We start from the raw sequence: 22,982 nt of genomic DNA, 5'->3' as shown, positions 1-22,982 counted from the left end.
CACGCTAGCGCCCGCTCAGTCGACGCAGGGGACGCCGGCCGCTGTGATGGGGGCGTTCGGCGGGGGAGCCGGGGCCGCGGTGGTCGGCGAGGCGGCGGACGTGGGGGCCGGTGCCTCCGCGGGCGGCTCGGGCACGACGGCGGGGTCGAAGTCGGCGCCGAGCACGACCTGCAGGTGCCCGCGGGCGACCGCGTCGTCGCGCTCGACCTCGATGCCGCCCAGCTGGTCGGCCACCGACTGCGCGGCGTCGGCGTCCGGATCGGTGTAGCGCACCACCGACGTCGCGGCCGGCTCGGCGTTGTCCACGATGCCGGGGACGAAGCCGAGCCCGTCCAGGTGCTCGGAGACGTCGCCCGCCATCCCACCGAGGTCGGATCCGTTGCTCACGTCCACGACGTAGCGCGAGGCGATCACGTCGACGGGTGGGGGTGGCGGGGGCGGCGGGTCGGCGGCCTCCGCGGCCACGGCCTGCGCCGCCGCCTCGGCGGCCGCCCGCTGCGCCGCGATCCGCTCCTCGATGAAGGCCTCCACCTCGCGCGGCTCCACCAGCACGACGTCGCCACGGGTGTTCGTCTCGCGCCCCTCGGTCGGGATCGTGAGGAACTGCAGGTTCCCGGCCGCGATGTCGGCGGCCTGCTGGGCGAACGCGAGGAGGTCCCAGCCCTCGTCGATGACGAGTGACTGCTGCGCCACCCCGACGAGCGCGGCGAGCCGACCCGGGTCGGTGAGCGTGCCGCCCGCGAGCACCTTGTCGGCGACGGCGGCGAGGAACACCTGCTGGCGGCGGATGCGCGACAGGTCGCCGTCCGGCAGGCCGTGCCGCTGCCGGACGAAGGCCAGCGCGTCCGTTCCCGAGATCGTCTGCGGCCCCGCGGGGAAGCGCGCTCCGGAGAGCGCGTCGTCCACCGGCTCGCGCAGGCAGACGTCCACGCCGCCGATCGCCCGGGTGAGGTTGTGGAAGCCGAGCAGGTTGATCTCGGCGTAGTGGTCGACCGTCTGCCCCGTCAGCCGCTCGACGGCGCCGATCAGGGCGCTGCGACCCTCCTGGGCCGCCTCGGCGTCGCGGCCCTTCCCGGCGCGGACGCCCTGCGCCGCGAGCCGTTCCTGCGCGCGGGCCGCGATCGCCGGGTAGGCCGCGTTGATCTTGTCGCGGCGGTAGCCGGGGATGTCGACGTAGGCGTCGCGCGGGATCGAGAACGCCGTCGCGGCCCCGCCGCCCTCCGGCACGTGCAGCAGGATGATCGTGTCCGAGTTCAGCACGCCGGTGTCCGGGCCGCTGTTGAGCATCTGCTGCACCTCGGGCGGCAGCGGGTTCCCCTGTGCGTCGGTCCGGCTGTCCACGCCGACGAGCAGGATGTTCTGCGCGCCGCCGTCGCCGCCGCCCGCGATGACGTCGGTGGTCGTGATCCCGGCGGTGATGTCGCGGTAGAGGCCCCACGCGGTCCCGGTGAGCGTCAGCACGAGCACCGAGGCCACCACCAGCACGACGCGCAGGCGCCTGCGCAGCGTGTGCCCGCGCGGCGGCGGGGCCGGTGTGCGGGGCGCCGACGCCGGGCGGGGCCTGCGGGCCGACGCCGGGTGCGGGCCCGGCTCGCGGGACGGCGAGCGCCGGGGCGCCTCGCGCGGGGACCGCTCCGCCGCGCGGGCGGGGCGGAGGCCCACGGCGGAGCGCTGCGGTGACGAGCGCTGCGGTGTCGAGCGCTGCGGTGACGAGCGCTCCGGTGTCGAGCGGCGTGGTGTCGAGCCGCCGGTCACCCGTCCGTCCATCGGTGACCACCTCCGCTCGCTCCCGGCATCCGGTCTCCTAGGGTGCAACACCGGAGGTGGTCCCCCCGGGTCACCGCGGTGCGTGTCGCGGGTGACCCCTGCCGCGTCCACGCTCGTCACGCACCGTGACTCCGGTGGTTCCCCGCCGGAGCGGAGGGAGCCCGCGATGTCCGAGCGGCTGTCGCTGCTGCTGCCCGTCTGGGCCGGTGACCGGCCCGACTTCCTCACCGACGCGTTCCGGTCCACGGTGGACGCGCAGACGCGTCGACCGGACCAGGTCGTCATCGTGCGTGACGGCCCGGTGGGCGCCGCGCTCGACGAGCGGATCGCGGAGCTCGCCGCGTCCAGCCCGGTGCCGGTGGACGTCGTGGAGCTCGCGCAGAACGCGGGCCTGGGCCCCGCGCTCGACGCCGGGCTCGCGGCCTGCCGCCACGACGTGGTCGCGCGGATGGACGCCGACGACATCTCGCTGCCCCAGCGGTTCGCCGTGCAGATGCCGGTCATCGAGTCCGGCGTCGATGTCGTGGGCTCGGGCCTGCTGGAGTTCGCCGACGACCCGGACGTGGTCGTCGGCTCGCGGACCGTGCCGACCGAGCCCGCCGAGATCGTCCGCCGGGCCCGCTTCGCGACCCCGTTCCACCACCCGACGGTCGTCTACCGACGCCCCCTCGTCACCGGTGTCGGGGGCTACGGGGACTTCGCGAAGATGGAGGACTACCTGCTCTGGGCGAAGCTGATCGTCGCCGACGCGCGGGTGGCCAACGTGGCCGAGCCGCTCGTGAAGTACCGCGTGGGTGCGGGCGCCTACGCGCGGCGCGGCGGGCTCGCGCTGCTGCGCGCCGAAGTGGCCCTCCAGGCCCGCTTCCGGGAACTCGGGTTCACCACGCGCGGCCAGTGCGTGCGCAACCTGGTCGTACGCGGCGGCTACCGGTTGGTCCCGGAGGGACTGCGCCGGTCGGCGTACCGCAGGGTGATAGCCCCCTACCGACGGTGATCTCTCCTGGTCGGAGTGGCAGCATCGCGCCACCCGATCGAGGGAGAGAGATGACCGAGCCACCCGTTCCGTCTCCGGAGGACATGGCGGTGCAGGGCGCGGCGCTGCTCGCACAGGGGCGTCCGTTCGAGGCCGTCGACGTGCTGCGGCAGGCGGTCGCGGCCGGGGAGCCCTCCGCGCCGGACCTGCTGGTGCGCGCCTACCTGGACAGCGGCAGCTTCCGCGCCGCCGCCGACTGGCTCGGCACGCTCGTCGAGCAGGGGCACGTGCGCTTCGCGGGTCGGCTCGGCGTCGCACTGGTGCAGCTCGGTGAGCGGGACCGCGCGGAGGCGGCACTGCGGCTCGCCGTCGAGTCCGGCGAGATCAACGCGGCGAACGACCTCGCGATCCTGCTGCGCGACGAGGGCCGGCTGCAGGAGGCGCTGCGCCTGCTGGGCGACGCGCTCGCGGCGGGCGACCAGCTCGCCGCGGCCAACCTCGTCGAGCTGCAGCTCGAGGCGGGTGACCTGTCCGCCGCGGTCGAGACCGCCGAGGCCTACGCGAGCGACGGCAGGCCGGACACCCTCGTCGCGCTGGCCGACGTCCGCGCGTTGCAGGGGCGCCACGACGACGCCGACGCGCTCTACCGGCGGGCGGGCGAGCTCGGCGCGCTGCGGGCGCACACCGCGCATGCGCAGTTCCTGCTGAGCGCCCGGAACGACCCGGTGGCTGCGGAGCGCGCGTTCCGCGAGGCCGAGCGGCGCGCCGAGCCCGGCTGGGCCTTCGCGCTGGGCCGGTTCCTCCTCGACGAGGGCCGCGGGGAGGAGGCGCGCCACTACCTGCAGCTCGCGGTCGACGAGGGCGACGAGACAGCGGTGGAGGCACTGGCGGAGCTGGACGGGGTGGACCTGGACGAGTACTGAGCCTCGGGCGCTGGGCGGATAGCGTGGCTGGGGTGGAGATCGATGCGGTGCGTCGGTACGGCGACGGGCTCGCCGTCCTCAGCGCCACCCGGCGGGGGGTTCCCGCTCTCGACGGCGTCCGGGCGGCGCTGCCCGCCGCCACCGCGCGGCCCGTGCGGCTGGTCGTCGTCGACACGGCCTGCGGTTCCGCCGCGGGGGACGGGGACGTGCTGCGCCTCGCCGAGGACGTCGGCCGCGCAGCCGCGCTCAACCGCGCCGTGGCCGGGCTGGAGCCGTCGGTGGGCTGGGTCGTGCTCACCGATCCGGGGGTGCGCTGGCGGCCCGGTGCGATCGACGCGCTCCTCGACGCGGCGGCCCGCCACCCGCGCGCCGGCCTGCTGGGGCCCCGCCTGTACGCGGCGGACGCGGCCGTCGCGTCCGGGGGAGCGCTGCCGGGGGTGCTCGCCGCGGCGCGCGGACGGATCCCCCACGCGGTGGTGTCCGGACCGACCGGGTGGCTGTCCACGGCGGCCGCACTCGTGCGCCGGACCGCCTGGGACTCGGTGGACGGTCTCGACGGCCGCTACCTGGGCGGGCCCGGCGAGATCGGTGACGTCGACCTCGGGGACCGGCTCGCCGCGGCGGGCTGGCTGGTCGTCGCGGTGCCGGGCGCGGGCGCGGAAGTCGAGCCCGGTGACACGTTCGAGTGCGGGCACGGCATCCTGGAGGCGCACGCGGCCGGGCTGCACCGGTACGTGCGCGACCGCGCCTCCGGACCGGTGCGGGCGCTGGCGGCGCTCGCGGGTCGCCGCCGACCCTGAACATCCGAACCCGAGATCCTGAACACGAGGAGTACGCGTGCTGGACGACGTCGAGGCCGTGGTGCTGGTCGGCGGCAAGGGAACACGGCTGCGGCCGCTCACGCTGTCGGCCCCCAAGCCCATGCTGCCGACGGCCGGCGTGCCGTTCCTGGCGCACCTGCTCTCCCGGATCCAGGCGGCGGGTGTGCGCCGGGTGGTGCTCGGCACGAGCTACCTGGCGGAGACCTTCTCCGAGTACTTCGGCGACGGTTCCGAGATGGGGCTGGAGATCGAGTACGTCGTGGAGACCGAGCCGCTGGGCACCGGCGGTGGCATCCGCAACGTCCTCAAGTACCTCACCGCCCCCGACGTGCTGGTGTTCAACGGTGACGTCCTGTGCGGCACGGACCTGACCGCCGTGGTCGACACCCACCGCCGCACGAAGGCCGACGCCACGCTGCACCTGGTGCGCGTGCAGGACCCGCGCGCGTTCGGCTGCGTGCCCACCGACGAGGACGGGCGGGTGACGGCGTTCCTGGAGAAGACCGAGGACCCGCCGACCGACCAGATCAACGCCGGGTGCTACGTCTTCCGCCGCGAGGTGATCGAGTCGATCCCCGAGGGCCGTCCCGTGTCGGTGGAGCGCGAGACGTTCCCCGGGCTGCTGGAGGCGGGCGCGCGGGTGTCGGGCCACGTCGACACCGCGTACTGGCGTGACCTGGGCACCCCGCTCGACCTGGTGCGCGGCTCGGCCGACCTCGTCCGCGGCGTGGCGCCCTCGGCCGCCCTGCCCGGGCCGGCCGGCGAGGCACTGCTGCTGGACGGTGCGCAGGTGGACGAGACGGCGCGCGTGTTCGGCGGCACGATCGTCGGGCGCGGCGTGACGATCGGCAAGGGTGCCCGGGTCGACGCCTCCATGCTGTTCGACGGCGCCGTCGTCGAGGACAACGCCCGTGTCGTGAACTCGGTCGTCGGGAACGGCGCGCGGATCGAGGAGAGCGCCGCCCTGTTCGACGCCGTCGTGGGCGACCGCGCGGTCGTGGGCGCGCACTGCGAGCTGCGGCACGGCATGCGGGTCTGGCCCGACGTCACGCTGCCCCCGCACGGGCTGCGCTTCTCCCCGGACGTCTGACGGACGTGGCCGGCGCGAGCACCCGCGAGTGGCGGCCGGACTTCCGGCTGGACCTCGCCGGTGTGCTCGCGCCGCTGCGCCGCGGCCCCGGTGATCCCAGCTGGCGCGCCGACGGCGCCGCGGTCTGGCGGACCGGCAGCACGCCGGACGGCCCGGCCACGCTGCGGCTGCACCGTCGCGGTGACGGCACCGTGGTGGCGCAGGCGTGGGGCGCCGGGGCGCAGTGGTCGCTCGACGGGGTCCCGGCGCTGCTGGGCGAGGGCGACCGACCCGAGGGGTTCGTGGCCCACCACCCGCTCGTCGCCGACGCGGCCCGGAGGATGCCCGGTCTGCGCCTCGGCGCGTCGATGCGCGTGTGGGACGTGCTGGTGCCCTCGGTGCTGGAGCAGAAGGTCACCGGCACCGAGGCGCGGCGGTCGTGGCGGGAGCTGTGCCGGCGCTTCGGCGACCCGCCGCCCGGCCCCGCCCCCGAGGGCATGCGCGTGCCGCCGTCACCGGCGCAGGTGCGGGCCATCCCGGACTGGGAGTGGCACCGCGCCGGCGTGGACCTCGCCCGCAGGCGCGCCATCCTCGCCTGCGCCGCGGTCGCGCACCGGCTGGAGGCGGCCTGCGAGCTGGGCGGCGAACGCGGCCGTGAGCTGCTGCGGAAGGTCCCGGGCATCGGCGTGTGGACCGCGGCCGAGATCGCGCAGCGCGCGTGGGGCGACCCGGACGCCGTGAGCGTCGGCGACTTCCACATCCCCACCGTCGTGGGCTGGGCGCTCGTGGGCCGCCCGCTCGACGACGCCGGGATGCTGGGCGTCCTGGCCCCGTACGCGCCGCAGCGCCAGCGGGCGGTCCGCTACGTGGAGCTGTCGGGCTTCAAGCGCCCGAGATTCGGCCCCCGCTACAGCCCGAAGGACTACCGCGCCATCTGAGGAGCGCCCACCCCGCACCTTGGAGCCATACCGCACTTTTGAGGCGCTTCAGAACAGCAGTACGGCTCCAAGGTGCGCTCTGGAGGGTGGCGTCAGCCCTTCACTGCTCCGCTGGCCAGGCCTGCCACGTAGAAGCGCTGGAGGCCAACGTAGAGGATCACGCAGGGGATCATCGCGATCACCGAGCCGGCCGCGATGAAGCCGAAGTCGATCTGACCGTAGGTGCCCTGCTGCAGGTTCACCATGGCCACCGGCAGCGTGTAGAGGTCGGTGTCGGTGAGGAAGGTCAGCGCGCCGAGGAACTCGGTCCACGCGGCGAGGAACGCGTACAGGGCGACGGTCGCGGCGCCCGGCGTGATCAGCGGCCGCAGCACCGACGTGACGATCCGGAACGTGCCCGCGCCGTCGATGTGCGCGGAGTCCTCCAGCTCACCGGGGATCGAGGAGAACGCGTTGCGCATCACCAGCACCCCGAACGGCAGGTTCAGCGTGGTGGTGAACAGCACGAGCCCGAGCAGGCTGTCGGTGAGCCGCATGAGGTTCATCTGCAGGTACAGCGGCGTGAGGATGGCCTGGAACGGCACCATCATCGATGCCACGACCAGCGCGAACAGCAAGGGGCCGGACCGGAAGCGGAACCGGGCGAACCCGTAGCCGGCCGCGGTGGCCAGCACCGTGGTCAGCACCGCGCAGGACAGCGCCACGACCAGGCTGTTGCCCACCGCGCGGATGAGGTTGCCCGGGCCGGTCACCAGCGCCGCGAAGTTCTCGCCGGTCAGGTCGAAGAAGGTGGCCGGGTCCGGGGCCGCCACGATGACGTCGCCGGGCTGCAAGGACCGGAACAGGGCCCAGGCCAGCGGTACCGCGAAGACCAGGAACGCGCCGGTGCCCCCGACGGCGTAGAGCAGGCGCTTCGTCCGGGTCTCGCGCCGGCCGGTGCTCGTGCGACCGGCGCTGGCGCGGGGTGCGGGTGCGACGACGGTCATCGGTTCACTCCTCGCCTCGGACGAGCCACATCTGCAGGGCCGTCACCAGCGCGATCACGACCACCAGCACGACCGACAGCGCCGTGGCCGCGCCGAGCTGGAGCTGCACGAAGGCGCGCTTGTAGATGTAGAGCACCACGGTGGCGGTCGCCGAGCCCGGCCCGCCCTGGGTGAGGATGTAGAACTGGGTGAACGCGAGCAGCGAGCCGATCACCGAGATCACCAGCGACATCGCGATCGTCCGGCGCAGCATCGGGATCGTGATCCGCCACTCCTGCTGCCACCAGCTCGCGCCGTCCAGGTCGGCCGACTCGTAGACCTCGCGCGGGATCGCCTGCATCCCGCCCATGAGCAGCAGCATGGTCAGCCCGGACACGCCCCAGATCACCAGCACCGAGACGAGCACCGTGGCCAGCGGCCCGTCCACCAGCCACGCGGTGCTGCCGTCGGTGATGCCGAGCGCCGCCAGCACCAGGTTGATCGCGCCGCTGTTCGGCTGCGCCTCGAGCAGGGTGATGAACGAGAGCGTGGTCAGGCCCACCACGAACGGCAGGAAGAACACGGTGCGCAGCAGCGTGGCGCCGCGCCGCCTGCTGCGCACGAGCACCGCGAGCGCGTAGCCGAGCACGAGGATCGGCAGCGTGACGATGCCCGTGTAGAGCAGCGTGTAGAGCACCGCGCGCAGGAAGCCGAGGTCGCTGCCGATGCTCACGTAGTTGGTGAGGCCGGTGAAGCCGACCTCGCCGATCAGCGGCCAGTTCGTGAAGGAGATCCCCAGGGCGAACAGCAGCGGCGCGAGGACGAACACCCCGATCATCACCAGCGCGGGCGCGACGAGCAGGAGCCCGACGCGCGGGGGGTGGGTCAGCGAGCGCCGCCGCCCGCCGCGCGGGCCGGACGGCGCGGGAGGCGCGGCCCGCTCCGCCGTGGTCACGGCGGTCATGTCTGGGCCTGCCGGAGGATCCGGTCGTAGCCGATCTGCGCTTCTGCCATGGCCGCCTCGATCTCGCCGTCGAAGACCGCGCGGCGGAGCATCGTGAGCCACGGGCCGTCGGGCTGGTTGTAGATCTGGTTGTAGGACAGCGTCTGCGGCGCATAGCCCTCGTCCTGGTTCAGCAGGGGCGGGAGCACCAGCGGGTGCCGCGCCGCGAACTCCGGTGTCGCGACGTCGGAGCGCACCGGCGTGAAACCGCCCTCGGGCAGCGCCGACTGCTGCGGCAGATCGAGCGCGAACCGCGCGAACTCCCACGCCCCGGACGCGTTGGCGGCGCCACGGGGGATGCACATGTTGTCGCCGCCGTCGAAGAAGGCGCGCCCGCCGTCGGGACCGGGCAGCAGCCGCACCGTGGTGGCCGCCACGAGCTCGGGGTCCGTGTCCGTGGTGACCGTGCTGTAGTTGGAGGGGATCATGCCGATCCGCCCGGCCTTGTAGTCCGAGCCCCAGCGGGAGGCGTCGTCGGCGAAGTTCTCCGGCGGCACGAGCCCGTCCACCCAGAGGGCGCGGTAGAACTCCAGCAGCCGGGCCACGGCGTCGTTGCCCGCCACGTTGCCGCTCTGGGCACCGACCTCGCCGCGGATGAGGTCGGTGTCGGCCGCCCAGACGTGCGGCTGCACCACGAACCCGAGCGAGCCCTGGTTGTTGCCGGGGAAGGTCCAGCCGCGCACGTCGCCGCCGAGCGCGGTGATCCGCCGCGCGGCGTCGAGCAGGGAGTCCAGGTCGGTCGTGGCCTCGTCGACGTCGAGGCCGGCCCGCTCGAACAGCCGCGTGTTGCAGAACAGCGCGGAGTTGTCGGCCAGGTACGGCACGGCGTAGCGGCGGCCGCCGACCGTCGCCAGTGCCAGGTGTCCGGGGCTGAGCCGGTCGGCGAAATCGAGATCCGCGATCAGGTCGGTCAGGTCGGTGAACGCGTCCCGGTAGACGAACAGCAGCGAGTTGATGTCGTCGATGTCCACCAGGTCCGGCACGTCCCGCGCCCGGATCGCGGTGGCGAGCTTCGTGACGTACTGGACGTCCGGGATCGGTGTCAGCTCGACGGTCAGCCGGTCCTGGCTCGCGTTGAACGACGCCACGAGCGCGGTGAGGCCCTCCTGGGTGTTGGCCCGGCACCAGACCCGGACGGGGCCCGTGGCCGAGGTGCCGAATCCGGGCGCCGCGGTGTCCGGCGCCGGCAGCACGGAACTGCAGGCCGGCAGCCCGGCCGCGAGCGCGCCGAGTCCGGCGAGCCGGAGGAAACCGCGTCGTGAGGTCGTCATCGTCCTCTTCCTGACGGGTGGAACTCAGGTGGTCGGGATCCAGACGCGCATCGGCGCCGCGCCGCGGTTGGCCCAGGCGTAGTACGGCACCAGGGTCAGCTCGCCCGCGGTGACGACGGTGACGCCGCCGAGCAGGTCCGGGCGGTGCGCGCCCGCGCGCGGGGCGGCGGGGTCGAGGCGCAGGTCGTCGACCGGGGTGTCGTGGTCGGCCTGCTCGGCCGCGTACACCAGCGGCCCGCGCTCCACGGCCACGCAGCCGCGCACGGCGTCGACGCGGGGGTGCGCGGTGGTGGTGCGGACCTCCATCGGCAGCCGCAGTTCGACGACGTCGCCCGCGGCCACCTGCACCCGGGCGTAGCCGGGTCCCACCGGTGCGCCGTCGAGGGTGGCGCCCGCCGCCCACGCCGGCACCCGCAGGGACAGGGCGAAGGGGGCGTCCGCGGCGTCGACGCGCACGCGCACCAGCCCGTCCCACGGGTACTCGGTCTCGACGGTCAGCGTGGTGGCGCCTGCCGTGACCGTGCCCGGTGCGTACTGGTGCAGCTGGACGCCGCCGTCGTCACGCGTGGCGAGGTAGCCCTCCAACCCGGACAGCGTGCGCATCACGTTGGGCGGGCAGCAGGCGCAGTCGAACCAGCCGCGGCGGCCGTGGGCGGGCGAGCGGTCGCCGTCGGCGTGGGCGTCGCTGCGGTGCTGCAGCGGGTTGACGTAGAAGTACTCGGAGCCCGACAGGGAGACGCCGGCCAGGAAGCCGTTGAACAGCATGCGTTCGATCGCGTCGGCGTAGCGGGCGTCGCCGGTGGCCAGCAGCATCCGCCACGCCCACTGGACGCCGCCGATCGCCGCGCAGGTCTCGGCGTAGGCGCGGTCGGTGGGCAGCTCGTAGGGGTCGCCGAAGGCCTCCCGGTCCCAGCGCGCGCCCAGCCCCCCGGTGATGTAGGTCTTGGTGGCGAGCATGTGGTCGAACTGCCGGGCGAGGGCGTCGAGCAGCGCCGTGTCGCCCCGTTCGGCGGCGACGTCGGCGGCACCGGCGGTCAGGTAGACCGCGCGCACGGCGTGGCCCTCCACCGTGGTGGCCTCCCGCACCGGAACGCGGTCGGAGAAGTAGGTCGGGTCGTGGCCGTAGGCGCTGATCAGCCCGTGGCCGCGGGCCTCGACGAAGTAGCGGGCGAGCTCCAGGTGGCGGGGGTCGCCGGTCTCGCGGTGCAGCTCGACGAGCGCCATCTCGATCACGGGGTGGCCGTCGACGTCGTGGCGGCGGTCCTCGCCGAAGGTGTCGGCCAGGTGGTCGGCGACCTTGACGGCGACGTCGAGCAGCGCCGTGTCGCCGGTGCAGCGGACCTGGGCGACGGCGGCCTGGATGAGGTGTCCCGCGCAGTAGTGCTCGTGGCTCCACGGCAGGTCGGTGTAGCGCTCGTCGGCGTGGCGGACCTGCACGACGGAGTTCAGGTAGCCGTCCGCGGCCTGCGCGTCGGCGACGACCGCGGTGACCTCGCGCTGCATCGCCAGCAGCTCCTCGGCGGGGCGGCGGGCGTACTCCCAGGCCACGGCCTCGAGCCACTTGTAGACGTCGGAGTCGGCGAAGATCGGGCCGATCGCGTCGCCCTCCTCCCGGCCGGCGGCGATGCGCAGGTTCCGGAGGTTCCCGGCGTCCTCGAGACGCCGGCGGCCGAGCGGGATCGCCGCCGCGTTCGCGTCCTGGCGGCCGGCCCAGAAGCCGCCGCCGATCGTCGCCTCGCCGAGGCCGAGCGGGCGCAGCGCCACCTGCGCCGCGGCCGTCGGGGCGGCGGGCCCCCGGGTGCTGGTGGTGCCGGTCCGGGGCGAGGTCGCCGTCATGCCACTCCTGCGTGTCACGGAAAAAAGGAATTCGATTTCCGTGGAGACGGTAGGGTCGGTGCCCCGAGCAGTCAAGGCCTGGTGCCGCTACGATGCGCCGAGGCCGGAACGTACGGAAAGGAGTGCCGGTGGCGAGCAGTGCGTCGAGCCGCGCCGGCGTCGTCCGCATCACCGACGTCGCGGCGCTGGCCGGGGTCTCGCCCGGCACCGCGTCGAAGGCCCTGAACGACACGGGCCAGCTGCGCAGCGAGACCCGTGAACGGGTCCGTCGCGCCGCCGAGCAGCTCGGGTTCACCCCCGACGGCCGCGCCCGCGCGCTGTCCTCGGGGCGCAGCTACACCGTCGGGCTGGTCACCACCGACAGCTCCGGCCGCTTCAGCATCCCGATCATGCTCGGCGCCGAGGACGCCCTCTCCGCGGGGGAGATGGCCCTGCTGCTGTGCGACACCCGCGACGACCCGTTGCGCGAGCAGCACTACGTGCGCACCCTGCTCGCCCGGCGGGTCGACGGGATCATCGTCACCGGGCGGCGCACCGAGCCCCGGCCGCCGATCGACGTGCCGATCCCCGTCGTCTACGCGTTCTCCAGCTCGACCGACCCGGCCGACGCCTCGGTCGTCGTCGACGACCGGGGCGGCGCGACCGCCGCCGTCGGGCACCTGCTGGACGTCGGGTGCACCGCGATCGCCCACGTCACCGGCCCGCAGCGGCACCGCAGCGCCGTCGAGCGGGCCTCCGCGGCGGTCGAGGCGGCCGGAGGGGCGTTCCGCGGCCCGGCGCTCTACGGCGAGTGGAGCGAGCGCTGGGGCCGCCACGCCGTCGACCTGCTGCTGCGCGCCCACCCCGACCTCGACGCGATCTCCTGCGGCAGCGACCAGATCGCCCGCGGGGTCTGCGAGCGGCTGCGCGAGCTGGGCAGGCGCATCCCCGAGGACGTCGCCGTCACCGGTTACGACAACTGGGACGTCATGGCGCTGGCCAGCCGCCCCCCGCTCACGACGGTCGACCTGGAGCTGGAGGAGCTGGGCCGCCACGCCGCCCGGCTGCTGCTGGACGCGGTGGCCGGCCGTGCGCACCGCGGAACGGTGGCGCTCCCGGCCCGCCTCGTGGTCCGCGCCTCGACCCTGCCCGACTGAGGCGGCGGCGTGGCCGCGCGCTCCGCTGCAGACTCCCACCCGGACGAACGGCACTCTCGTCGGTACCTAGCCGACGAAAGTGCCGTTCGTCATCGGATATGGTCCCGGGGAGGTGCCCGATGGGAGCGGACGTGCGGACGCGGCGCCGGCGCGCGGGGCTGGTCTCGGCCCTCTTCATGGCCGCCGGTCCCGGCACGGTGGCCGGCGTCGTCCCCTACCTGCTCACGCGCTGGGAGCGACGCGACCCGGTGCCCGGGGGCGTCCCGGCCCAGGTGGCGGGGAGCGTGCTCGTCGCGATCGGCGGGGCGGCGATCACCTCGGCGTTCGTGCGCTTCGTGCGGGAGGGCCTCGGCACGCCGATCCCGGTGGCCGCGCCCACCGAGCTCGTGGTCGGCGGGATCTACCGACACGTCCGCAACCCCATGTACCTCGCGCTGGCCTCGGCCGTCCTCGGGCAGGCGTTGCTGCTCGGCCGCGCCCGGCTGCTCGTGTACACGGGCGTGATGGCGGTGCCGGTCACGGCGTTCGTTCGCCTGCGGGAGGAGCCTGCGCTCGCAGCGCAGTTCGGTGAGCAGTACGAGCTCTACTGCGAGAACGTCCCCCGCTGGATCCCGCGTCGACGCCCGTGGGAACCGCCCCACCGCACCGTGGAGCCATAGCGCTGCCCAGCGGGCGACAGAACAGCAATAAGGCTCCAAGGTGCGTCTGGGTGGACGACTACGCTCGTTCGCGTGAGAGTCGCTGTGTTGGTCGGTGGCGTCGGTGGGGCCCGCTTCCTGCTCGGGGTGAAGGCGGCGCTCGGCCTGCCCCCCACAGGTGAGGGGGAGTCGGGGCACCAGGTCACGGCCGTGGTGAACGTCGGCGACGACGTCTGGATGCACGGCCTGCGGATCACCCCCGACCTCGACACGTGCATGTACACCCTCGGCGGTGGGATCGACACCGAGCGCGGCTGGGGCCGGGTCGGTGAGACCTGGACGGTGCGCGACGAGCTCGCCGCCTACGGCGCCGAGCCCACGTGGTTCGGCCTCGGCGACCGCGACCTCGCCACCCACCTCGTCCGCAGCCGGATGCTGCGCGCCGGGTACGGCCTCTCCGACGTCGTCACCGCGCTGTGCGACCGGTGGCGCCCCGGTGTCCGGCTGCTGCCCGCCACCGACGACAGGGTCGAGACCCACGTGGTCGTGGACGACCCGGAGACCGGCCCGAAGGCGCGCAAGGCGATCCACTTCCAGGAGTGGTGGGTGCGGCACCGCGCCGAGCTGCCCGCGCACGACATCGTCTCGGTCGGCGCCGAGCAGGCGAGCGTGCTGCCGGCGGCGCGCGACGCGATCCGGGACGCCGACGCCGTGCTGCTCGCACCGTCCAACCCCGTCGTCAGCATCGGCACGATCCTCGCCGTGCCGGGTGTGCGCGAGGCGCTGCGCGAGACGGCGGCGAAGGTCGTGGGGTTGTCGCCGATCGTGGGCGGCAGGCCGGTGCGCGGGATGGCCGACGCGTGCCTCACCACGATCGGCGTGGAGACCAGCGCCGAGGCGGTCGGGCGGCACCTCGGTGCGCGCGCCGACGGCGGGGTGCTCGACGGCTGGCTCGTGCACACCGGCGACACGGCCGACGTCCCGGGCGTCGAGGTGCAGGCGGTGCCGCTGCTGATGTCCGACGTGGACGCCACGGCCGAGATGGCGCGGCGGGCGCTGGAGCTGGCGGGGACGACCGTTGCGTGACCACGCCGCCCCCGAGGGCCTGACGGTCCTGCCGGTCCCCGGGCTGCCCGAGTTCCGCCCCGGTGACGACCTCGCGGGTGCCCTCGCCGACGCCGCGCCGTGGCTCGCCGACGGCGACGTCGTGGTGATCACCTCCAAGGTGTTCTCCAAGGTGGAGGGCAGGCTCGTTCCCGCCCCCACCGACCCCGAGGCGCGCGACGCGCTGCGCCGCGAGCTCGTCGACGCCGAGACCGAGCGGGTGCTGGCCCGGCGGGGCCGCACGCTGATCGTCGCGGGCAAGCTGGGCATCGTGCAGGCGGCGGCGGGTGTCGACGGCTCGAACGTCCGGCGCGACGAGCTCGCGCTGCTCCCGGCCGACCCGGACGCCAGCGCCGCGCGCCTGCGGGACGAGCTGCGGCGCCTGCGCGGCGTCGAGGTGGCCGTGGTCGTCACCGACACGCTGGGCCGCACCTGGCGCGTGGGACAGACCGACGTCGCGATCGGCTCGGCCGGGCTGCCCGTGCTGCACCGCTACGAAGGGCAGCTGGACGCCGAGGGCAACGAGCTGCTGGTCACCGAGGTGGCGCTGGCCGACGAGCTGGCCGCGGCTGCCGACCTCGTCAAGGGCAAGCTCGGCGGGCTGCCGGTGGCGGTGGTGCGCGGAATGGCGCCGGTGGACGACGGCTCCACGGCGCGGGACCTCGTGCGCCCGCTCGACGAGGACATGTTCTGGCTCGGCACCGACGAGGCCATCGCCCGCGGCAGGCGCGAGGCGGTGCTGCTGCGGCGCAGCACCCGCGCGTTCACCGACGACCCGGTCGACGGGGCGGTGCTGCGGCGGGCCGTCGGCGTGGCGCTCACCGCGCCCGCGCCGCACCACAGCACACCGATCCGGTTCGCGTGGGTGCGCGAGCGGCGCGCCGCGCTCCTGGACGCGATGGCGGCGCGGTGGCGCGAGCACCTGGAGGCCGACGGGCGCCCCGCGGACGAGGTGGAGCGGCGGATGCGGCGCGGCGACCTGCTGCGCCGCGCCCCCGAGCTGGTGCTCGCCTTCCGCACCGGCGACGGCATGCACACCTATCCCGACGACGCCCGCCGCACGGGTGAGCGGACGATGTTCACGGTGGCCGGGGGTGCGGCCGTGCAGTCGTTCCTCGTGGCGCTGGCCGCCGAGGGGCTCGGCTCGTGCTGGGTGGGCTCGACGATCTTCGCGCCGGACGTCGTCCGCCGGGTCCTGGACCTTCCCCCGGACTGGCAGCCGCTCGGCGCCGTCGCCGTCGGGGTGCCGGCGGACCCGCTCGTGCCGCGCCCGCCGCGCGATCCGGACCAGGGGTTCCTCGAGTGGTAGCCCCCGCTGCGGCGGTCGCCGAGCTGACGGCCTGGGACCCGGCCGACCGGGCTCAGCAGGGCCTGCGCCACGCGCTGCTCGCCTTCCTCGACGCCCGTCCGGACGACGCGTGCTCCCGCTCGTGCGAGCCCGGGCACCTCACCGCGTCCGCGCTCGTCGTCGACGCGGCGGCCGAGCACACCCTGCTGACCCTGCACCCGCGCGTCGGCCGGTGGCTGCAGCTGGGCGGGCACTGCGAGGACGGCGACGCCTCCCTCGCGGACGCCGCGCTGCGGGAGGCCACGGAGGAGTCCGGCATCGACGGCCTGACGATCGACCCGGCGCCGCTGCACGTGGACGTCCACCCGATCACCTGCTCGCTGGGCCTGCCGACCCGCCACCTCGACGTCCGGTTCCTGGTGCGGGCGCCGGAGGGCGCGGTACCGCGGATCAGCGCCGAATCCGACGACCTGCGCTGGTGGCCCCTCGACGCCCTCCCCGACGACGCCGACGTCCCCGCGATGGTCGCCGCCGCCCGCTCCCGCCTTCCCTGACGCCCGACCCCACCCCGGCGAGTCTCCCGTCCGGACAGCGCGAGTCTCCCGTCCGGACAGGGCGAGTCGCGCGGGCGATCAGGCCGGTCGGGCGGGCGGCGCGGGTGGGAGCGGTGGCTCGGGTGGGTCCGGCGCCTTCGGAGGGGTCGGCGGGAACGGCTCGGGCCCGGGCGGTTCTGGCTCGGGGCCCGGTCCCGCGGGGTCAGTGGCGTGGACGCCCATGTTCCACCCCTCGTGTCGTCGTCACGATCGCCCTACTCCGCACCAGTACCCGCGGGCGGTGCACTCATTCCCAGAACCGCAGCTCGCTGTAGCCGAAGAACGCGAGCTCGGCGTCGCCGCCCACGGCCGCGAACAGGTTCCCGCCGACCTGGAAGAACGCCGAGGAGACCCCCGGCACCCCGATGATCAGCAGGAACAGCACGAGCGGTGCCCACGGCCGCACCCGCGCCGCCAGCCGGCGCGCGGACAGCGGCAGGAACGGCTCCAGCACGCCGAAGCCGTCGAGCCCCGGGATCGGGATGATGTTGAGCACGAACGCGATCACCTGGATGAACGCCAGGCAGGAGAGGCCGATCGCGAGCCCGATCGGCATCGGCACGAGCGCGACGGCCGCGGTGAGCAGCGCGCCGAGCACCAGGTTCGTGCCCGGGCCCGCGAGCGACACGAGGCTGCGCGCGCCGCGGGAGCGGATCGCGCCGTGGTTGATCCACACAGCGCCACCGGGCAGTGGGATCCCACCCACGAGGAGGATCACGATCGGGAGGACGAACGACAGCCCGACGTCGGTGTAGCGGCGGATGTCGAGCGTGAGGTAGCCCTTCGACCGCACGGACCGGTCGCCCGCGCGGTAGGCGACGAGGGCGTGCCCGAACTCGTGCAGGCACAGCGACACCGCCCAGCCGCCGAGCACCAGCAGCACCACCCCCGCCGTGAGCAGCGGAGACGTGCCCGTGGCGAGGGCGGCGGGAGTGCCGGCGACGGCGAGCACCGCTCCGGCGACCGCGATCGCGACGAGCACGAGGAACCAGGGACTGACCCGATCAGACACAACGCGCACCCGGTCATTGTGCTGAACGGGCGACCGACCGGGTGGACTGCGTCACCCGGTCGGCAGCTTCAGCTTGCAAACCTCGAACCGACAGCGCTGTACTTACATCGCTGTCATTCCCAGCCCGTAGGGTTGGTGGCGGCCACGCCGGGGGCGCGCGGGGAGGTGGGCAAGGTGAACGTCATCACAGCCACGATGGAGCTGGTCGAAACCACAGCGGGGGTTCCGTATCCGGCTGCCGATCCGTTCGGGGAGGCGGTTGCCGCACTCGGCCAGGAGGAACCCGAGGAGCAGGACTGGCAGGAGCGCGCGCTCTGCGCGCAGACCGATCCGGAGGCGTTCTTCCCGGAGAAGGGCGGCTCCACGAGGGAGGCCAAGCGCATCTGCTCCGGGTGCGAGGTGCGCGCCGAGTGCCTCGAGTACGCGCTCGCGCACGACGAGCGCTTCGGCATCTGGGGCGGGCTCTCGGAGCGGGAGCGGCGCCGGCTGCGGCGCGCCGCCTGCTGAGCCGTCCGGTGGTCTGAGCCGCGCGAGCGCCTACCGGCCCTCGTCGCCGTCCACGGCGTCCGGCTCGATGTTCAGGTACTCCGCCACCTGCTCGACGAGCACCTCGTGCAGCAGGTCGGAGAGGTCGGCGCCCCCTCGGGCGCGCGCCTCGAGCGGTCGGCGGTAGATCACGATCCGCGCCCGCGACGGCAGCCCCTCCGGGTCCACGCCGGCCGGCACGAGCTGCGCGAGGGGAACCCCGACGTCGGCGAGCACGCCCTGGCCCCACACCACGTCGTCCGGCGAGGTCTCGTCGACCTCGGGGACCTCGTCCACGGCGAGGTCGAGGTCGGCGAGCTCGGATCCCCAGCGCAGCTCGATCGGCTCCAACGCCTCCAGCACCATGGCGTCGAACTTCTCGGCACGCGTGCGCGAGGCAGGCGTGGTGGCCGGGTACATCAGTCCGCGCAGGCCCCGCCCCCGGCGGTCCCGCCTGCGGGGCGAGCGGCGCAGCGTCCGGCGCGCGGTCGTCACCCGGGGAATCCTACGGCCCCCGGCGGGCCGGTCCCACTCCCCGACGCTCCGCGTCCCGCGGACACCACCCGCACCGGCGATCCCGGCGGTGCCCGGAGGGGGTGAGTCGCGCAGACGGTGCGCGTCGCGGCCGGGGAGCGGGGGCGCGAGGAGGTATCGTCCGGGACGTGCTGAGTGTGCGGCGGTGTTCGCGGACCGGGTGCACCGAGCTCGCGGTGGCCACGCTCACCTACGTCTACGCCGACTCCACGGCGGTCGTCGGTCCCCTGGCCACACAGGCCGAGCCCCACTCCTATGACCTGTGCACGGCGCACGCCCACCGGCTGACGGCGCCCAGGGGCTGGGAGCTGGTGCGGTTCGAGGGGGAGTTCGCCCCGCCGCAGCACAGCAGCGACGACCTCACCGCGCTGGCCGAGGCCGTGCGCGAGGCCGGACGCGCCGACCGCCCGGTGGAGCCGGTGCCCGCGTCGGGCACCGGGCGCCGGGGGCACCTGCGCGTCCTCCCCGGGCCCTCGGAGGACTGATCCGCGGCGACGCTAGTGTCTGAGGCGTGGCAGATCTGGCGGCGATCGTGAAGGCCTATGACATCCGCGGCGTGGTCGGCGAGCAGCTCGACGCCGCGACCGTCCGCGACCTCGGCGCGGCGATGGCGGCGCTGGTGGGGGCGGAGGGCGCGCGCGGGGTCGTGATCGGTCACGACATGCGCGACAGCTCCCCGGAGCTTGCGGCGGCGTTCGCCGACGGCGTCACGGGGCAGGGCCTCGACGTCGTGTCGATCGGCCTGGCCAGCACCGACATGCTCTACTTCGCCTCCGGCACCCTCGAGCTGCCGGGCGCGATGTTCACCGCGAGCCACAACCCGGCGAAGTACAACGGCATCAAGCTCTGCCGCGCGGGCGCCACGCCGATCGGGCAGGACACCGGCCTCTCGCAGATCCGCGAGGCCGTCGAGGCGGGCGTGCCGGCCGGCCCCGGGGGCGGCACGGTGAGCACCCGCGACATGCTCGCCGACTACGCGGCCTACCTGCGCGAGCTCGTCGACCTGAGCGGCGCGCGACCGCTGCGCGTGGTGGTCGACGCCGGCAACGGCATGGGCGGCTACACGGTGCCCGCGGTGTTCGAGCCGCTGCCGTTCGAGGTCGTGCCGATGTACTTCGAGCTCGACGGCACGTTCCCCAACCACGAGGCCAACCCGCTCGACCCGGCCAACCTCGTCGACCTGCAGAAGCGCATGGTCAGCGAGGGCGCCGACATCGGCCTGGCCTTCGACGGCGACGCCGACCGCTGCTTCGTGGTCGACGAGCGCGGCGAGCCGGTGAGCCCGAGCGCGATCACCGCGCTGGTGGCCACCCGCGAGCTGGCCAAGGACCCGGGCGCCACGGTGATCCACAACCTGATCACGTCGAAGGCCGTTCCGGAGATCGTCACCGAGCGCGGTGGCACCCCGGTGCGCACCCGCGTCGGGCACTCGTTCATCAAGCAGACGATGGCCGAGACGGGCGCCGTGTTCGGCGGCGAGCACTCCGCCCACTACTACTTCCGCGACTTCTGGAAGGCCGACTCCGGCATGCTCGCCGCGCTGCACGCGCTGGCGGCGCTGGCCGAGCAGGACGCGCCGCTGTCGCAGCTGATGGCCGACTACGAGCGGTACTCGGCATCCGGCGAGATCAACTCGACTGTGCGCGACCAGGCCGACCGGATCGCGGCGGTGAAGGACACCTACGGCGCCCGCGACGGCGTCGAGCTCGACGAGCTCGACGGCCTCACGGTCAACCTTCCCGACGGGTCCTGGTTCAACCTCCGCCCGTCCAACACCGAGCCGCTGTTGCGGCTGAACGTGGAGGCCGCGGACGCCGCCGCGATGGCCGCGCTGCGCGACGAGGTGCTCGCGGTCGTCCGCGCCTGACCTCGCCGAACTCCGCGAGTGGCCGACCTGCCCGGCGGAGTGCGCCGCACACTGGCAGCATCGGGTGTTCCCGCGCGCGCCGAGCGCCTGGGCGGAGCTCGCGGAGCGAACATCGACGCCGTCGAAGGAGGAGGACCGTGGCCGTACAGCTCGATCCCCAGCTGATGGACATCCTGGCCTGCCCGTCCGACGACCACGCGCCGCTGCGGGCCGGCAGCCCCGCCGATCCGGACGCCGACGTGCTCACCTGCACGTCGTGCGGTCGCGGGTTCCCGGTCGTGGACGGCGTGCCGGTCCTGTTGCTGGACGAGGCGATCCCGCCCGTCGAAGCACCGCCGAGCGACTGACCCGTGCTCGACGACACCCTGCTGGCCGACCCGAGGGCGCTGGCGGCGCTCGACTCGGGCGGTGTGCTGCGGTCCGCGGCGACCGCCGGTGCGCAGGTCCGGTCCGCGGCGCAGAGCGCGGCGGAGGCGGGCGTCGGTGAGCTGGCCGGCGGCCGTCCGCGGGCGCTGGTGCTGCTGCGCAGGCCGGGCGCGTCCGCCACGTCGACGGGCCTGCTCGCCGCGCTGCTCGGCCCCGGCGCGCCGGTGCCGGTGGTCGTCACGGACACGACGCCGACGTGGATCGGCCCGCTGGACGTGGTCATCGCGCACACGGCCGAGGAGACCGACGCCGAGCTCGCCGACAGCGTCGTCCTCGCGGTGCGCCGAGGTGCCGAGGTGGTGCTCTCCGCGCCCGGCGAGGGGCCCGTGGCGTCGGCGGGTGCCGGCCGGGCGCGGCTGGTGGAGCCCCGCATCCCGGTGCCGCCGGGGCTGGACCTGCCGTGCGCGCTGGCCGTCGGGCTCGCCGTGGTCCAGGCGCTCGGGCTCCTCGACTCCCCGCTCGATCCGACGTTGGACGCGCTTGCCGACGTCCTCGACGGGGAGGCGGAGCGCAACCAGCCCGGCCACGAGCCCTTCATGAACCCGGCGAAGTCGCTGGCGCTGCGCCTGGCCGACCACACACCGCTGCTGTGGGGCACGGACCGCCTCGCGGCGGCCGTCGCCGTGCACGGGGCGGCGGCGCTGGCCACCCAGGCCGGGGTCGTGGCCCACGCGGGGGAGGTCACCGAGTCCGCGGCGGCCGCAGGCCTGGTCCGGGCGGTGGACCGCGGGGCGCGGGGGACCGACATCTTCCGAGACCCGTTCGACGACCCGGACGGGGCCGCGGAGGCACCCCCCGTGCGGCTGGTACTGCTGGCCACCGGGGAGGATGACCCCGGACAGGTGACGTTGCGGCGCGCCGGGCGCGGGTGGCCGGCGGCCGATGTGGCGCACCCGGTCGACGAGGTGGCGCGCGGGACCCGGCACGCCGCCCTGCTCCGGGCCGTGCTGCTCGCGTCGCGTCTGGACGTGGCCGCGGTGTACCTGGGACTGGCCACCCGCACGATCGAGCCTGCCTGAGGAGAGCTGACCGGACGTGGAGCTGCTGGACAACCCCGTGCGTGCCTACGCGTGGGGCTCGCGCACGGTGATCCCGGAACTGCTGGGCGAGGAGGTGCCCTCGGCGCACCCGCAGGCCGAGCTGTGGTTCGGGGCCCATCCCGCCGACCCGTCGCACCTGGTGCATCCCGACGGCGGGCGCACGTCGCTCCTCGACGCGCTGCGCGCCGACCCGCGGCGGCTGCTCGGTGACGACCGGAGCGCGCGCTGGGACGGCACCCTCCCGTTCCTGCTCAAGGTGCTGGCCGCCGACGAGCCGCTCTCGCTGCAGGCGCACCCGAGCATCGAACAGGCCAGGGCGGGGTTCGCCCAGGAGGAGGCCGAGGGCGTCGCCCGCGACGCCTCCGACCGCAACTACAAGGACGCCAACCACAAGCCCGAGCTGATCTGCGCGCTCACCGAGATGCACGCGCTCGCCGGGTTCCGGGACCCGGCGGTGACGGTGCGGCTGCTGCGCGCGCTCGGCGTGCCCGAGCTCGCGGGGCATGCCGAGCTGCTCGCCGCCCAGCCCGACGCCGACGGGCTGCGGGCGCTGTTCACCACGTGGATCACGCTCCCGCAGGCCGTGCTGGACACGTTGGTCCCCGCCCTGCAGGAGGGCTGCGTCGGGCTGGCGGGCGGTGACGGCGAGTTCTCCACCGAGGCCCGCACGGTGCTGGAGCTCTCCGAGCGCTACCCGGGCGACGCGGGCGTGCTCGCCGCGCTGCTGCTCAACCGCGTCACGATCGAGCCCGGCGAGGCGCTGTACCTGCCGGCCGGCAACCTGCACGCGTACCTGTCCGGCGCGGGCATCGAGCTGATGGCGAACTCCGACAACGTGCTGCGCGGCGGGCTCACGCCCAAGCACGTGGACGTCCCGGAGCTGCTGCGGGTGCTGGACTTCCAGGCCACGCCGCCGCCGATCGTCGCGGGCAAGCCGGACGGCGACTGGATCCGCTACGACACCCCTGCGGAGGAGTTCCTGCTCCGCCGGTTCGACGCCGTGGCCGAGGCGGGCGGCCCCGTCCCGGTGCCCGACGGCGGCCCGCGGATCCTGCTCTGCACCGCGGGGTCGGCGCGCGTCCGTTCGCTGGGTGGCGAGCTGGAGATCGGCCGCGGGGCGTCGGTGTGGCTGGGAGCGGCCGACACGAGCGTCACCGTCACGCCGCGGGCGGACGGCACGCAGCTGTTCCTTGCCAGCGACGCGCTGGCGGTCTGACCCCAGGAGGCCGTGAGTGGATACGGGTGCTCCGACA

General features: G+C 74.7%; 23 protein-coding genes. 16 read left to right on the top strand and 7 right to left on the bottom strand.

Annotated features, from left to right (window positions below):
* Positions 1–15 precede the first annotated feature (15 nt).
* Positions 16–1,767: an LCP family protein gene (locus FB558_RS09675; protein ID WP_142050593.1), complete on the bottom strand. Its 1,752-nt coding sequence runs from the start codon at positions 1,765–1,767 to the stop codon at positions 16–18.
* Positions 1,768–1,933: 166 nt separating this feature from the next.
* On the opposite strand from FB558_RS09675, the gene FB558_RS09670 reads away from it, so the two are divergent.
* Genes FB558_RS09670 through FB558_RS09650 form a run of 5 tightly spaced genes read left to right on the top strand, consistent with a single transcriptional unit; the run spans position 1,934 to position 6,491 of the window.
* Positions 1,934–2,761 carry a glycosyltransferase gene (locus FB558_RS09670; RefSeq protein ID WP_142050590.1) on the top strand — a complete coding sequence of 276 codons (828 nt, stop codon included), beginning with the start codon at positions 1,934–1,936 and terminating at the stop codon, positions 2,759–2,761.
* Positions 2,762–2,811: 50 nt separating this feature from the next.
* The gene (locus FB558_RS09665; protein WP_142050587.1) at positions 2,812–3,663 is read left to right on the top strand and encodes a tetratricopeptide repeat protein; all 852 of its coding nucleotides are present in this window, start codon (positions 2,812–2,814) and stop codon (positions 3,661–3,663) included.
* 32 nt (positions 3,664–3,695) lie between these two features.
* A complete protein-coding gene (locus tag FB558_RS09660; protein ID WP_142050584.1) occupies positions 3,696–4,463 on the top strand; it encodes a glycosyltransferase family protein in 768 nt (255 codons plus the stop codon).
* Between the two features lie 40 nt (positions 4,464–4,503).
* Positions 4,504–5,574: a mannose-1-phosphate guanylyltransferase gene (gene manB, locus FB558_RS09655; protein ID WP_246106506.1), complete on the top strand. Its 1,071-nt coding sequence runs from the start codon at positions 4,504–4,506 to the stop codon at positions 5,572–5,574.
* 5 nt (positions 5,575–5,579) lie between these two features.
* Entirely contained in the window at positions 5,580–6,491 is a 912-nt protein-coding gene (locus FB558_RS09650) for a DNA-3-methyladenine glycosylase family protein (protein WP_142050580.1), read from the top strand.
* A gap of 92 nt (positions 6,492–6,583) precedes the next feature.
* Here FB558_RS09650 and FB558_RS09645 read toward each other — a convergent pair whose 3' ends face one another.
* From FB558_RS09645 to FB558_RS09630, 4 genes are read right to left on the bottom strand one after another with little or no spacing between them, the layout of a single operon-like run.
* On the bottom strand, positions 6,584–7,477 hold the full coding sequence (locus FB558_RS09645) for a carbohydrate ABC transporter permease (RefSeq protein ID WP_142050578.1): 894 nt from the start codon (positions 7,475–7,477) through the stop codon (positions 6,584–6,586).
* 4 nt (positions 7,478–7,481) lie between these two features.
* Positions 7,482–8,420 carry a carbohydrate ABC transporter permease gene (locus tag FB558_RS09640; RefSeq protein ID WP_142050575.1) on the bottom strand — a complete coding sequence of 313 codons (939 nt, stop codon included), beginning with the start codon at positions 8,418–8,420 and terminating at the stop codon, positions 7,482–7,484.
* Positions 8,417–9,730: an ABC transporter substrate-binding protein gene (locus tag FB558_RS09635; protein ID WP_142050572.1), complete on the bottom strand. Its 1,314-nt coding sequence runs from the start codon at positions 9,728–9,730 to the stop codon at positions 8,417–8,419. The genes FB558_RS09640 and FB558_RS09635 overlap by 4 nt, the downstream gene beginning before the upstream one ends.
* Positions 9,731–9,754: 24 nt before the next feature.
* Positions 9,755–11,566, bottom strand: coding sequence for a glycoside hydrolase family 127 protein (locus FB558_RS09630; protein WP_142050569.1), 1,812 nt, complete (start codon positions 11,564–11,566; stop codon positions 9,755–9,757).
* A gap of 128 nt (positions 11,567–11,694) precedes the next feature.
* Between FB558_RS09630 and FB558_RS09625 the strand changes: the two genes are divergently transcribed.
* The 5 genes from FB558_RS09625 to FB558_RS09605 all read left to right on the top strand — a co-directional run bounded on the left by FB558_RS09625 (position 11,695) and on the right by FB558_RS09605 (position 16,286).
* Positions 11,695–12,702, top strand: coding sequence for a LacI family DNA-binding transcriptional regulator (locus FB558_RS09625; RefSeq protein WP_246106342.1), 1,008 nt, complete (start codon positions 11,695–11,697; stop codon positions 12,700–12,702).
* Between the two features lie 119 nt (positions 12,703–12,821).
* Positions 12,822–13,361 (top strand): methyltransferase family protein, encoded by a 540-nt coding sequence (locus tag FB558_RS09620; protein ID WP_211366243.1) that lies wholly within the window; start codon positions 12,822–12,824, stop codon positions 13,359–13,361.
* A gap of 72 nt (positions 13,362–13,433) precedes the next feature.
* Positions 13,434–14,426, top strand: a complete 993-nt coding sequence (gene cofD, locus FB558_RS09615) for a 2-phospho-L-lactate transferase (protein WP_142050563.1) — start codon at positions 13,434–13,436, stop codon at positions 14,424–14,426.
* A complete protein-coding gene (locus FB558_RS09610; RefSeq protein WP_142050560.1) occupies positions 14,419–15,753 on the top strand; it encodes a coenzyme F420-0:L-glutamate ligase in 1,335 nt (444 codons plus the stop codon). Before cofD ends, FB558_RS09610 begins: the two co-directional genes overlap by 8 nt.
* Entirely contained in the window at positions 15,747–16,286 is a 540-nt protein-coding gene (locus tag FB558_RS09605) for an NUDIX hydrolase (protein ID WP_142050557.1), read from the top strand. Before FB558_RS09610 ends, FB558_RS09605 begins: the two co-directional genes overlap by 7 nt.
* A 286-nt stretch (positions 16,287–16,572) precedes the next feature.
* Here the strand turns inward: FB558_RS09605 and FB558_RS09600 are convergent, their stop codons facing one another.
* On the bottom strand, positions 16,573–17,346 hold the full coding sequence (locus FB558_RS09600; protein ID WP_142050554.1) for a site-2 protease family protein: 774 nt from the start codon (positions 17,344–17,346) through the stop codon (positions 16,573–16,575).
* A gap of 165 nt (positions 17,347–17,511) precedes the next feature.
* On the opposite strand from FB558_RS09600, the gene FB558_RS44415 reads away from it, so the two are divergent.
* Positions 17,512–17,844 (top strand): WhiB family transcriptional regulator, encoded by a 333-nt coding sequence (locus FB558_RS44415; protein ID WP_246106341.1) that lies wholly within the window; start codon positions 17,512–17,514, stop codon positions 17,842–17,844.
* Between the two features lie 30 nt (positions 17,845–17,874).
* Here FB558_RS44415 and FB558_RS09590 read toward each other — a convergent pair whose 3' ends face one another.
* Positions 17,875–18,357 carry a metallopeptidase family protein gene (locus tag FB558_RS09590; protein ID WP_142050551.1) on the bottom strand — a complete coding sequence of 161 codons (483 nt, stop codon included), beginning with the start codon at positions 18,355–18,357 and terminating at the stop codon, positions 17,875–17,877.
* Between the two features lie 167 nt (positions 18,358–18,524).
* Between FB558_RS09590 and FB558_RS09585 the strand changes: the two genes are divergently transcribed.
* From FB558_RS09585 to manA, 5 genes are all read left to right on the top strand, one after another.
* Positions 18,525–18,881, top strand: coding sequence for a DUF3499 domain-containing protein (locus tag FB558_RS09585; protein ID WP_142050548.1), 357 nt, complete (start codon positions 18,525–18,527; stop codon positions 18,879–18,881).
* A gap of 26 nt (positions 18,882–18,907) precedes the next feature.
* Positions 18,908–20,263: a phosphomannomutase/phosphoglucomutase gene (locus tag FB558_RS09580; RefSeq protein WP_142050545.1), complete on the top strand. Its 1,356-nt coding sequence runs from the start codon at positions 18,908–18,910 to the stop codon at positions 20,261–20,263.
* A gap of 137 nt (positions 20,264–20,400) precedes the next feature.
* The gene (locus tag FB558_RS09575; RefSeq protein WP_142050542.1) at positions 20,401–20,610 is read left to right on the top strand and encodes a Trm112 family protein; all 210 of its coding nucleotides are present in this window, start codon (positions 20,401–20,403) and stop codon (positions 20,608–20,610) included.
* A gap of 3 nt (positions 20,611–20,613) precedes the next feature.
* A complete protein-coding gene (locus FB558_RS09570) occupies positions 20,614–21,708 on the top strand; it encodes an SIS domain-containing protein (protein WP_142050539.1) in 1,095 nt (364 codons plus the stop codon).
* A gap of 16 nt (positions 21,709–21,724) precedes the next feature.
* The gene (gene manA / locus FB558_RS09565) at positions 21,725–22,945 is read left to right on the top strand and encodes a mannose-6-phosphate isomerase, class I (RefSeq protein WP_142050535.1); all 1,221 of its coding nucleotides are present in this window, start codon (positions 21,725–21,727) and stop codon (positions 22,943–22,945) included.
* The last annotated feature ends 37 nt before the right edge of the window (positions 22,946–22,982 follow it).

This window comes from Pseudonocardia kunmingensis, from assembly GCF_006716445.1.
GTDB lineage: Bacteria > Actinomycetota > Actinomycetes > Mycobacteriales > Pseudonocardiaceae > Pseudonocardia > Pseudonocardia kunmingensis.
This window is presented reverse-complemented; position numbering and strand designations above follow the sequence as displayed.